This is a genomic window from Gemelliphila asaccharolytica (genome assembly GCF_001553005.1).
In the GTDB taxonomy this organism is placed as follows: Bacteria; Bacillota; Bacilli; order Staphylococcales; family Gemellaceae; genus Gemelliphila; species Gemelliphila asaccharolytica.
On sequence record NZ_KQ959879.1, the window covers coordinates 2,558 to 15,301 of the forward strand.

At 29.4% G+C, this 12,744-nt stretch carries 12 protein-coding genes; 1 reads left to right on the plus strand and 11 read right to left on the minus strand.

Annotated features, from left to right (window positions below; all coding sequences use genetic code 11):
- From HMPREF1871_RS03540 to HMPREF1871_RS03595, 11 genes are all read right to left on the minus strand, one after another.
- On the minus strand, positions 1 to 540 hold a 540-nt coding region (locus HMPREF1871_RS03540), incomplete at its 3' end, for an NEAT domain-containing protein (RefSeq protein WP_198145760.1).
- Positions 541 to 567: 27 nt separating this feature from the next.
- Positions 568 to 1,338, minus strand: coding sequence for an ABC transporter ATP-binding protein (locus tag HMPREF1871_RS03545; RefSeq protein WP_066130138.1), 771 nt, complete (start codon positions 1,336 to 1,338; stop codon positions 568 to 570).
- On the minus strand, positions 1,331 to 2,296 hold the full coding sequence (locus HMPREF1871_RS03550; protein WP_066130140.1) for a FecCD family ABC transporter permease: 966 nt from the start codon (positions 2,294 to 2,296) through the stop codon (positions 1,331 to 1,333). Before HMPREF1871_RS03550 ends, HMPREF1871_RS03545 begins: the two co-directional genes overlap by 8 nt.
- 6 nt (positions 2,297 to 2,302) lie before the next feature.
- A complete protein-coding gene (locus HMPREF1871_RS03555; RefSeq protein WP_066130142.1) occupies positions 2,303 to 3,256 on the minus strand; it encodes an ABC transporter substrate-binding protein in 954 nt (317 codons plus the stop codon).
- Positions 3,256 to 4,596, minus strand: coding sequence for a heme-binding Shp domain-containing protein (locus HMPREF1871_RS03560; protein ID WP_066130144.1), 1,341 nt, complete (start codon positions 4,594 to 4,596; stop codon positions 3,256 to 3,258). Before HMPREF1871_RS03560 ends, HMPREF1871_RS03555 begins: the two co-directional genes overlap by 1 nt.
- A gap of 401 nt (positions 4,597 to 4,997) precedes the next feature.
- Positions 4,998 to 5,381, minus strand: a complete 384-nt coding sequence (locus tag HMPREF1871_RS03570) for a hypothetical protein (RefSeq protein WP_066130148.1) — start codon at positions 5,379 to 5,381, stop codon at positions 4,998 to 5,000.
- 206 nt (positions 5,382 to 5,587) lie between these two features.
- The gene (eno, locus tag HMPREF1871_RS03575) at positions 5,588 to 6,904 is read right to left on the minus strand and encodes a phosphopyruvate hydratase (protein ID WP_066130150.1); all 1,317 of its coding nucleotides are present in this window, start codon (positions 6,902 to 6,904) and stop codon (positions 5,588 to 5,590) included.
- 163 nt (positions 6,905 to 7,067) lie between these two features.
- On the minus strand, positions 7,068 to 7,832 hold the full coding sequence (tpiA, locus tag HMPREF1871_RS03580) for a triose-phosphate isomerase (protein ID WP_066130151.1): 765 nt from the start codon (positions 7,830 to 7,832) through the stop codon (positions 7,068 to 7,070).
- 270 nt (positions 7,833 to 8,102) lie between these two features.
- Positions 8,103 to 9,299, minus strand: coding sequence for a phosphoglycerate kinase (locus tag HMPREF1871_RS03585; protein ID WP_066130155.1), 1,197 nt, complete (start codon positions 9,297 to 9,299; stop codon positions 8,103 to 8,105).
- Between the two features lie 82 nt (positions 9,300 to 9,381).
- A complete protein-coding gene (gene gap, locus HMPREF1871_RS03590; protein WP_066130157.1) occupies positions 9,382 to 10,389 on the minus strand; it encodes a type I glyceraldehyde-3-phosphate dehydrogenase in 1,008 nt (335 codons plus the stop codon).
- Positions 10,390 to 10,545: 156 nt separating this feature from the next.
- Positions 10,546 to 11,580 (minus strand): sugar-binding domain-containing protein, encoded by a 1,035-nt coding sequence (locus tag HMPREF1871_RS03595; RefSeq protein ID WP_066130159.1) that lies wholly within the window; start codon positions 11,578 to 11,580, stop codon positions 10,546 to 10,548.
- Between the two features lie 516 nt (positions 11,581 to 12,096).
- Between HMPREF1871_RS03595 and rplS the strand changes: the two genes are divergently transcribed.
- On the plus strand, positions 12,097 to 12,444 hold the full coding sequence (gene rplS, locus HMPREF1871_RS03600; RefSeq protein ID WP_066130160.1) for a 50S ribosomal protein L19: 348 nt from the start codon (positions 12,097 to 12,099) through the stop codon (positions 12,442 to 12,444).
- Positions 12,445 to 12,744: the final 300 nt, after the last annotated feature.

The following is a 12,744-nucleotide window of genomic DNA, read 5'->3' on the forward strand; positions in this document are numbered from 1 at the left end:
TACTGGAACAAATACTTTTACTCTTGTTTCTAAATCATTGTTTGCATCTATTTTTTCTTTATCTAATGGAAATTCTAAAACTTTTGGATAGACTGTTCTGTCTGGATATTTTTGTTTATATACGTCCATAAAGTCGTCTTTTTCATTTTCACTATACCATTCAACTACTTTACAATCTTTGACACTTCCGTCTTTATCATAATAGCTTAAATTTCCTAAGTATCCTGTAAATGTATCATTAGCAAATTGACGAGTTAATGGTTTGAATGTAAGTCTTACTTTATACTCTCCATTTTCTACTATAAGTTTTGTTTCTGATTTTTCTACTGCTCCGTCTGACATACTTTTTTGACCAGCTGTATGTGCGTGCATCATATCTACATCAATACTATATGTACCGTCTTTAAGATTTTTAAAATCTTCTGCTTTTGCTACATGGACAATCTTTTCACTTTTGTCTAACAGACCAGTATAACTACTGTAACCTAGAGTTGTTACTAATGCCAGTGAAACAGCTAAAAATTTATTTTTTAATTTCATAAAAATCTCCTTTTTCTACTTATTTAATTACCAAGTTAAAATTGTTTTGTTATCATCAAGTATTTTTATATCCATTTCGTACATATTTGATAATAACTCTTTATCATAAAATTTTTCTTTTTTGTCATAACGTAAAATTTTTCCTTTTTGCATAGCTATTATATTATGACTATATTTCAATGCTTGATTAATATCATGTAGTACCATTACTACAGTTTTTTTATGTTCTTCATTTAGTTTTTTGACTAACTGCATGACTTCTTTTTGATATTTTATATCTAAATAACTTGTTGGTTCGTCTAATAATAAGATATCAGTATCTTGAGCTACAGCCATAGCTATAAATACTCTTTGCATTTGTCCTCCTGAAAGATTTTCCACTCTTTCTTCTTTCATGTCGAAAAGGTCTGTTACTAAAAGTGCATTTTTTATTTTTTCTTTGTCTTCTAGTGTTTTCTTGCTAAAAATATTTTTTTGATGTGCTAAACGACCATATGCTACAACTTCTTCAACTGTTAATTCTTGTGGTATCGTATTTTTTTGATAAACTACAGATATTAGTTTTGCTAAATCTTTCCTTGAATAACTTTTTATTTTGTTACCCTTTATTAAAATATCTCCACTAAAATTTTTTTTGTTATTAGCTATAAGATGCAAAAGTGTTGTTTTTCCACAACCATTTTTTCCTATTATTGTTGTTATTTCTCCAGATTTTATATCAATATTTACATTGTCTATTATTTTTTTATTTTTTTCATATGAAAAACTTACATTTTTCAACTCTATTATATTACTCATATGCTACCCCCCTTTTTATTAAGAATAAAAAGAATGGTCCTCCCACAATAAGCATTAGTATATCGGCTGGTATTTCTATAGGACTGACTATTGTTCTTCCTATTGTATCAAACGCTAAAAAGATAAAACTTCCTACTAATGCACAAAATGGAATAGAGTAAAAATGGTTTTTCCCTACTATTATTTTTGCAATGTGTGGTGCTATTAATGATAAAAATGCAACTACCCCTACTATACTTGTAGCGACTGATGCTAAAATAACTGCAACTAGAGATATTATTGCTCTTAATAAGGAAATATTCACTCCTAAAGAGTTTACTACTTCATCATCAAGGAAAAATATATTACAAGCTTTTGCTAGTATTATTGATATTATAAGCATTACTGGAACCCATATCAAAAGTAAATTAACATCTTGCCAGCTTTTCATCCCTAAACTTGCTCTGTTCATACTAGGATTTGAATTTTGCACATAATTTATTGCTGTTAATATTCCTGTAAAAAATGAGCTTATTGCTATACCTATTAGAATTATTGTTATATTGTTTTTTATATTCTTACTTAAAAGATAAATAATTAAATAACCTATTATTCCACCAATTATCGCAAGAAATGATTTATATATTACTGCTGATGACGATATAAAAAGTCCTAAATAGAGCATTAAGCTTGCTCCTCCAGAAACTCCTATAAGACTAGGGTCTATAAGAGGGTTTTTTAGTGTTGTTTGCAAGAGTAATCCACTAACACTAAATGCCCCTCCTACTAATATGGCTATTATTATTCTAGGAAATCTAAGATCTAAAATTGCTAAAGCATTGGGATTTTTATGGCCTATAATAAGGCTAAATATTTCACTTGGGGAAGCTTTTATACTTCCTGTTGCCATAGCGATAAATATTGTTGCTAATAGTAATATTATCACTACTGTATAAGCTAAAATTCTTTTTTTAGTCATCTTTTTCTATCCTTCTTTATAGAATAATTCTTCAAGGTCTAAAAGTCCTTTTGTATAATCAAATGCTCCTGTCATACCAAAGACACTTGAGTCTAAATCTATTACTTTATTATTTTTTACAGCGTCAAAATGTTGCCAAGCAGGATTTGTTCTAAATTCTTCTTCAAACATTTTATTTACTACATCTGGCATTGCATGAACTGTTCTTAAAATATAATCTGGTTTTTGGCTTAATAAGTATTCAAGATTTGGTTGTTCAAATTCATTGTCACTGTCTACTATGTTTATTGCTCCAGAGTGAGCTACTAAATTCCCTGCAAAAGAATTTTTTGTAGCTACTAAGTAGCTTCCCGGTAGTCCCATAAGAACTAGAACACGAGGTTTTTTCTTGTCTTTTATTCTTGCATTATATTCACTGAAAAATTTATCTCTTTCTGCTTCCAGTTCTTTATATTTGTCCATTTTTCCATATTCTTCTGCTAAGTCTTTTGTTACTTCATATAAGCTTTCTACACTTCGCAGGTTACAGTATTTATGTGGTATTTCGTGTTTGTTAAGTCCTTCATCTATCCAGTCAACTAGACTATCTGGTACATAGACCATTGTAGGATTTATACTTTTGGTTACTTCCATATTTGGATTCATTGGTAATCCTATTTGTATAATATTGTCATAACGATGTGGCATTTTACCTAAGTGAGATGTTGGCACTCCTGCAAGTTTGATGTCTAATGCCGCTGCTACGTTTGATAATGCTACAGAATCCATAACGGCTCTTTTTCCTTGTTCTTCTTCTGAAACTTTGCCTTGATTTATTCCTGTTAAATCCAAAGTTTCTTCGAAAGCTTTATCTGCTGCGTCTTTAGCTGCTTTCATATTAGGTCCATCTTCGTGTCCACATCCTGTAATTGTCATTGATAGTGCTAATAAACAAGAAATAAGAATATTCTTTTTCTTCATTATTCTACTCCTTTTTCACTGCAAGATTTGTTACAATTTTTTTTCTTTCTAAGATATAATGCAACTCCTCCTATTACTACTATTATTACGGCTGCTCCTACTCCATAGCGTATCATTTTTCTTGTATCTTTTAATGGTACCATTGTATCTACCGCCCCTTGTTCTATAGTTTCAGGATTTACTTCTACAAAGTATCTAACAGGTCTATTCATTGGTTCTACAAACATTTGAATCATTACTGAATATTTTTCTCTAGGTACTTCAAATGTATAGTCAGCGTATGAATCTTTTACTTTATCAATATGTTCGCTAGTCATTTTTGATTTTACTAATTCATATTCTCCATTTTCATGTAAAACTTTGAAAAATGGCCCTTGTGTGTCATCTCTTTTTACCCAGTTGATAAGATGAATTCTTACTGTTGCATAAAGTTTTCCGTCACTCATTCTTTGAAGTTGACCTTTAGCCCATCTTCTTTCTCCAGAAGATTTTTGATTTTTTAAGGCTTCATTTAGGCTTCCAGTATTGTTTGTTACTACGGGTGCTATAACTCCTTGGCACATTCCTTGACCTATTGAAACATTTTTTGTTCCTCCGTCAGCTGTAATACCAGTAAGTGGATTTAAATATTCTGCTGTTACATCTATATTGTAAATTCCTGGTTTTAATGTTTTAGAATCATCTTTCCCGAAATAGTCTTTAATTGTTTTTAGTCTAAAGTCTTTTGGTGTCCCGTCTGGAAGATCATTTCCATTAATGTCTTTTTTACTTGCGTCTACATATCCTTCGGCTATTTTTTTTGAAAAAATATTAGAGTCTTTTGAAACTTCTTTTGCATTGTCCCAATCAAATCGCAAGATAGCATTTTGTGAAGCATCGCCACCCATTATTTGATTCATTGCGTCTACCGTTACTTTTATACCTACTTTTTCTTCTTTAGTAGGTCTTGTAAATGTTAAAAGTCCTGGGAAAGTATCTTCTTCATTGTCAAGATTTGGATCTTGATAAGTTTGAACTACATCTGCAGTTTTTAAATCTCCTGTATTAAGTTCTCCAGAGTACACTTTCATTTCTAAAAGATGTCCTCTCATTTCCATAAATACCATAGGAACAAATTCCATAATGTATTTATATCCTGCGTCAGTTTCTTCTACAAGTGCAGTTTGAGTTACTGCATTATTCCCCATAGATAGTCTACCTGTGTTTTCAGCGTGCCAAAGTTGCACGGGAACTTCATATACTTTGGGGGCTGCTTTTGTTGTTTTAAAATCTGATAAATATGTAAAATTAAAAATTAAAAGTGCTGATAATAATATTTTGGATAAAAGTTTTCCTTTCATGTTACCCTCCTTTTTTTCTGATAATGATTATCAATGCAATTATACTATAAATAGCTCTATTTTGAAAGCATTTTTAACAAATATTTTTAAAAAAAACGTAAAAAAAACAAGAGAATTAATGGGTTATTTTTCTCTTGTCATAAATTATTTTTTATTTCTTTTTATTAAATAAATACTTATATTTATATATATATTTAATGACAGGGTATAAACCAAAAAAAAGATAAATAATATTGTAATTGCTAAAAGTATTTTATTAGAAAAATTGATATAACATTTTAATAATATAAAAATTATATATATTAATAAAATTATTAAAAATTTAATATTTAGTTTTAATAAAAACTTTTTATATTTTAATATTATTTTTTTGGTATCTATTCTCTTTGGTAATTTTTTCATTATTTTAATCTCATTAATTTTGCTTTTTCTTTTGATTTTTTATGAGTTATGGAAATTACGATTATTGAAAAGACAACTAAAAATGAAATGTAATTGTCATAGATGATATTTCCAAATCTGTCACTATTTTGTGCTGTAAGTAGTATAAGTAGACATATTGCTAAAAGAATTTTTTCTACATATATGATAAATTTTAGTTCCTTTGTTATATTATTCACTTTTATTATTTCTACTCTTGCTGAACTAAAGGTAACTGAAGCAAAAAAAGGTAGTGATAAAAGTATTAATCTAAGGTCATTATATCTATATAAAAAATATATTATGGTTACTATTATTATTGTACTTATAAAAATGTTTATATGATGTTTGTTTTCTGCCGACATTTTTTCCTCCTTTCAATACCTTAATAAAATTATACTTAATTAAAAGCATTTTGTAAATTAGTATTTTTTTATCCTTAATTATTTTAAAGTTTTTTTGCAAGTTTGTTAAATATAATGAAACAAAAAAGGCAGAACTTATATCCTGCCTTTTTTTATCTAATTTAGGGGGTTTTTTTAATTTTCACTGTATAAATATTTTAAAAAACTTATTTTCCTATATTATAAAAAACTTTTTCTCCTGCATACACTTTTACTTCGTCTAGTTCATCAGCTATTCTTAGCAATTGGTTGTATTTTGCTATTCTGTCTGTTCTGCTTAATGAACCTGTTTTGATTTGTCCTGCATTTGTTGCTACTGCTATGTCTGCAATAGTTGAATCTTCTGTTTCTCCTGAACGGTGAGATATTACTGCTGTGTATCCTGCTCTTTTTGCCATTTCTATAGCGTCTAATGTTTCTGTTAAAGTTCCTATTTGGTTTACTTTGATTAAGATAGAGTTTGCTACTCCTTGTTTTATTCCGTCATAAAGACGTTTTGTGTTAGTTACAAAAAGATCATCTCCTACAAGTTGAACTTTTTTTCCTAATCTTTCTGTTAGTAGTCGCCAACCTTCCCAGTCATTTTCGTCCATTCCGTCTTCTATTGTTATGATTGGGTATTTGTGTACTAACTCTTCTAAGTAGTCTACTTGTTCACTTGATGAGCGTTTTACTCCTTTTTCTCCTTCAAATTTACTGTAGTCATAAACTCCGTTGATGTAGAATTCTGATGCTGCACAGTCAAATCCTAAAAATACATCTTTTCCTGGTTCTAGTCCTACTCCTTTGATAGCTTCTAGGATTGTTTCTACTGCATCTTCTGTTCCTTTGAATGTTGGAGCGAATCCTCCTTCATCTCCTACTGCTGTAGATAGAGAACGGTTTTTAAGTAATTTTTTTAGATTGTGGAATATTTCTGCTCCCCAGCGTAATCCTTCTTTGAATGATTCTGCTCCTACTGGTAAAATCATAAATTCTTGGAATGCTATTGGTGCGTCAGAGTGTGAACCTCCATTTACTATGTTCATCATTGGCACAGGAAGTTCTTTTGAGTTTACTCCTCCTAAATATCTATATAAAGGAAGTCCTAATGAGTCTGCTGCTGCTTGTGCTACTGCTAATGAAACTCCTAAAATTGCGTTTGCTCCTAGACGTCCTTTGTTTTCTGTTCCGTCTAGTTTTATCATAGCTTTATCTATTGCTACTTGTTCAAAAACATCATAGTTATTTTCTAGTAGTGGTGCTATTTCTTCGTTTACATTTTTTACTGCTTTTTCTACACCTTTTCCTGAATATCTACTTTTATCTCCATCTCTTAGTTCAACTGCTTCATATTCTCCTGTTGACGCTCCTGATGGTACTAATGCTCGTCCTAAAGCTCCTGATTCTGTAACTACTTCTACTTCTACAGTTGGATTTCCTCTTGAGTCTAAAACTTCTCTTGCATATACTTCTTGAATAAAATCAAAATTTCTTTGTAACATTTTTTTCCTCCAATTTGTTTTTTAAAATTAAGAAAAATTTTTATACATTTTTTTTAAAAATATAATTTTTAATTTTTCTTTTTTAGCTAAAATATTATACCTTTCGGATAAAAACATAAAATCTTTAACTTTATATTTTGTTTAAATTAAATATTTATTTTTATTAGGCTAGTTTTCCGCCTTCAAGCAGTTTAATAAATGAATCTGGTTTTAATGAAGCTCCCCCTACAAGGGCTCCGTCTACATCTTCACAAGCCATATATTCTTTGATATTTTCTGGTTTTACAGATCCTCCATATTGGATTCTTACTTTTTGACTTATTTTTTCTCCGTACATTTCTTTTACAATTTCTCTTACGGCTTTACACATTTTTTGTGCGTCTTCTCTTCCAGCAGATTTCCCTGTTCCTATTGCCCATATTGGTTCGTATGCTATTATTAGTTTTTCAGCTTGCTCTTCTTTTAAGCCTTTTATATCTTCTTTTATTTGAGATTTAATTTTGTCTAGTGCTTTTCCTGCTTCGTATTCTTCTAGAGTTTCTCCGCAACATACAATCGGAGTTAGATTGTTTGCAAATGCTGCGTGTACTTTTTTGTTTATAAGTTCATCAGTTTCAAAGAAGTATCCTCTTCTTTCTGAATGTCCTAATATTACATATTTTACACCTAAATCTTTTAGGGTAAGTGGAGAGATTTCGCCTGTGAATGCTCCTTTTTGTTCAAAGTGGCAATTTTCTGCTCCTATTTTTAAATCTGCTGCTTCTGTAAGAGAAACAAGTGCTTCTAAGTGTGTTGCTGGGGCACATATTGCACTTTCTACTTTTTCTTTAGCTGGAATTTTCCCTGCTACTTCTTTTGCAAATTCCCTTGCTTGGTTTACTGTTAAATTCATTTTCCAGTTTCCTGCGATAAAAGGTATTCTTGTCATCTTCTTTCTCCTTTTTTATAATTTTTACATTAAAATTATTTTAAAGATTTATTAAAATTTTAGCCTTAAAGTAAATATTATATACTAATTATAAAATAAAATAAATCTTTTTTATATATTTTGCAGTATTTTTAGCTTTTGCTTTTATGTTTTAAAAATTAGTTTTTTATTTGAAAGTAGCTTGTTGTTAATTTTCCTAATTATATTAATTTTTTTGATATTAATTATATATTTTTGGTTAGTATCTAGCTACTTTTTTTCTTATAGTAATTATTCTTTATCTGATAGTGATTCTATTCCTGGTAGAGTTTTGCCTTCTAGATATTCTAGCGATGCTCCTCCTCCTGTAGATATGTGAGTGAATTTGTCTTTATATCCTAAGTTTATTGCTGCAGTGGCACTATCTCCTCCACCTATTATTGTTATTGCATCTTTTAAGTTAGACAATATTTTACATACGCCAATTGTTCCTTTGGCAAAGTTTTCCATTTCAAAAACTCCCATAGGTCCATTCCAGATTACAGTTTTTGCATTTTTTAATATTTCTGCAAATTTTTCTACGGATTTTTCTCCTATATCTAGTCCCATTTCATCGTCTTTGATGTCTGTTGTTACTGCCGATTTAGCATCGTTTTTAAATTCTTTTGCTACTACTGTGTCTACTGGTAGGACAATTTTTTCTTTGGCTTTTTCTAATAGGTTTTTAGCATATTCTACTTTTTCTTCTTCGCATAGAGATTTCCCTATATTTTTCCCTTGTGCTTTGAAGAATGTATATGCCATTGCTCCTCCTATTATTATTTTATCAGCTTTTTCTAATAGGTTTTCTATAACTGCTATTTTGTCTGATACTTTTGCTCCTCCTATTATTGCTATTAGAGGTCGTTTAGGATTATCTACTGCCCCTCCAATGTATTTGATTTCTTTTTCTATTAAGAAACCATATACTGCATTGCCTTTTTTTATGTTAGAAGCTATTCCTTTATTTGAAGCATGAGCTCTGTGTGCAGTACCAAATGCGTCATTAACAAATATATCTCCAAGACTTGCCCAGTATTTTCCTAATTCTGGGTCATTTTTTGATTCTTTTTTTCCATCTAAGTCTTCAAATCTGGTGTTTTCAAACATTAGTATTTCAGAATTTTTTAATGATTTTACTTCTTCTTCTAACTCTTTTCCTCTAGTTTTGTTTATGAATTTTACTTCTTTATTTAATAATTCTGATAATCTTTTTGCTACTGGTAAGAGTGTTTTATCTTTTTTATCTTTTTCTTCTTTTATTCTTCCAAGGTGTGAAAATATTACTAATTTTGCTTTTTTTCCTAAGATATATTTTATTGTTTCAAGTGCAGCTACTATTCTATTGTCGTTAGTAATAACTCCATTTTTTAAAGGGACATTGAAGTCTGCACGCATTAAGACTGTTTTTCCTTCTAGATTTTTTAAATCTTTGATAGATTTTTTCATGAAATACTCCTTTCGGCTATGTACTTTAACAAGATATTAAGATATAAGCCAAAGACCTATATCTTAATATCTTTTATTTTTCTTATTTTATTAAGTTTGCAAAATATTTTAATGTTCTTACTAATTGACATGTATAAGACATTTCGTTATCGTACCATGCTACTACTTTTACAAGTTGTTTATCTCCTACTGTAAGAACTTTTGTTAATGTAGCATCAAAGATTGATCCAAATTCACTTCCTAAAATATCTGATGATACTATTTCGTCAGTGTTGTAACCAAAGCTTTCGTTTGCTGCTTTTTTCATAGCTTCGTTGATTTCTTCTACTGTTACTTTTTTCTCTAATGTTGCTACTAATTCTGTTATTGAGCCGTCTGCTACTGGCACACGTTGAGCTGATCCGTCTAATTTTCCTTTTAGTTCTGGTATTACTAATCCTATTGATTTAGCAGCTCCTGTTGATGCTGGAATAATATTTTCTGCTGCTGCACGAGCACGACGTAAATTACCTTTTCTATGTGTTGCATCTAGTGTGTTTTGATCTCTTGTATATGCGTGAATTGTTGTCATTAAACCTTGAACGATTTTGAAGTTGTCATTTAAAACTTTTGCCATAGGTGCTAGACAGTTTGTTGTACATGATGCTCCTGAAATAACTGTTTCGCTTCCGTCAAGAATTTCATGGTTTACATTGTAAACTACAGATTTTATATCGCTTCCTCCTGGGGCTGATAATACTACTTTTTTAGCTCCTGCTTTGATATGTGCTTCTGCTTTTTCTTTTGAGTTGAATTTTCCTGTACATTCTAAAACTATATCAATTCCTAGTTCTTTCCATGGTAATTCTTCAGGATTTTTTGTGTTATATACTTTTACTTCTTTTCCGTCTACAAGAATAGCATCTTCTAAAGCTTGAACTTCACCTTTATAACGTCCTTGCATTGTATCATATTTTAATAAATGAGCGTGTTGGTTAGGTGCTGATTGCCCGTTGATAGCAATAACTTCAATTCCTTCTACTTGTTGTATTCTACGAAAAACAAGTCTTCCTATACGTCCAAAACCATTAATTGCAACTTTTACTGTCATTTTTAAGTCCTCCTAAGAATTTTTAATTATTTTATGACAATTATAGACATTTCTTTTTTGAAACTACCTTTCTTTTAATCATTAAAAGCGGTAATTTAAAGCTAACCCCGATGCCCGACGGTTTATTTTTCATTTTATTTTTGTTTATAAAATGCTTTATATTTTTGTTAAAATTTTTTTACAAATTGATTCATCAATAATAAATGTAGCATTTTTAGGCTTACTATTTAAGTAACTTAGTACAGCGTCCCCTTTTTCTGCTCCTCCTACTATCGTGAAAATATCTGCCACTTTTTGTACATCTTCAATATCCATTCCTACAGTACAAATACTATAAACAATTTTCCCTTCTTTGTTATAAAAACTTCCAAAAGTTTCACTTATTGCTTTTTTTTCTTTTAAAATTTCCATTGTTTCAGTAGGTAGTTTTCTTCTTTCAGCCATTTCGAAAGCTCCACCTATACTATGAATAATGATAGATGATTTGTTAATTATGCTTAAAGATTGTTTCATTATTGGCTCTTTTTTTAGCTCATCTAATGTTGTTTCTTTAAGATTGTCAGGTGCGTGTAATAGTTGATATTTGTGATTAGAATTTATGCCAAATCTTGTTGCAATATAATTTGATTGCCAGCTATTTTTACTAGCTGAAAAACCTCCTCTTATGGGAGTTATCATAACATCTTTTCCATAACCAAAAGTTTTGTCAACATTTTTTGCTAGATAGTGCATTGTCGTTCCACCACTAACTCCTATTACACATTCTTTTGTTAAAAGATTATTGACTTTATCTAAAAGTAATCTTACCATCAATTTCCTAGTTATTTCACTTTTATTAAAATCTCCCTTAACAACATAAATGTCTTTTATACCAAAATATTCTTTAATTTTTTTTCTAATATGTAAAAATGGATCTTCTACAAAGATTTGTCCTAGCTCTTTTAATACTCCTTCTCCCTCAAAAGTAATGCTCATTCCTGCACTATTTTTAGAAATTAACCCTAAATTAGAAAGAATTTCACACTCTGTTCTTAATTTTCTTTCAGATAAACCGACCTCTTCGCAAAGAGATTTTCTACCTATTGGTTGGCGTAATTTTATTGAAGAAAGAAGCTCATATCTCTTGTTAAGCTTTTCTAACATTTCAGGAACTATTCTATTTTGTAAATGAAGAAGTTTAGAAATATCCATTTTCCCTCGCTTTTATGGTATAATATTGAAAGTGTTTATAAAAATTTTTAATAAATAATTTCAGTAATCTTTGTTTTAATTTTTTTTAAAACAAACTGAAAAAATATCTGATGGTTTTCATTTATGTCCACATAGGGACGCAAAAAGTCCAATAGTTGTCAAAAAAATATTGTAAACACTTTTCTTACAGCTAGATTATATCATTTAAAAAATTTAAAATCAAGGAAATTATTATATTATTTTTAAATTAATTATATTTTTTATAACTACTTGCTCATTTTTTTAAAAAAATAATTTTTAGTTATTATTCTTTACTATTAAAAAATAAAATTTTTTAAAAATAATCAATAAGCTCAGATATAACCATTTTAATAACTATATTATTTTTTATTTAGATTTTTCTTGATTATTATTATAAAAAATGCTAAAATTGTAGAGATGCAGATTGCATTAATTACGATGTTCCTCTGTTAACTAGATTTAATAAAGAGCATTTTGTAAAAAAAGGAGAAAATTATGAGCAAATTAATCGAATCGATTACTAAAGCACAGCTTAAAACTAATATTCCTGAATTTAGAGCAGGAGATACTGTAAGAGTACACGTTCGTATAGTTGAAGGTGACCGTGAACGTATCCAACAATTTGAAGGACTTGTTGTTAAACGTCGTGGTGGTGGAATTTCTGCTACTTATACTGTACGTAAAATTTCTAACGGAGTTGGAGTTGAAAGAACATTCCCTGTTCACACACCTAAAGTAGATAAAATCGAAGTAGTTAGAAAAGGTAAAGTTAGACGTGCTAAACTTTATTACTTACGTAACCTTAGTGGTAAAGCTGCTAGAATTAAAGAACTACGTAAATAATTGTAAATTTATTAATTTTAAAGAAGCTATATTATATAGCTTCTTTTTTTGCTGTCATATTTTTTTATATTCTAATTAAAAAAATAAAAAATCATATCCAACTTTTTTTGTTGATATGATTTTTATTTTTCTCTTTTTTGAAGATTATCCTTTTTTTTGAAAAAATTAGTTATTAATATTTTTTCTCTTGTTTTTTAATCCTATTATTTTAAATTTTTTGATGTTTTTGCAAAAACACTCTCTTTTATGCTCTTTTATTTTGCATTTTACCCAATCCATGCACCATTTGCGTCGACATAG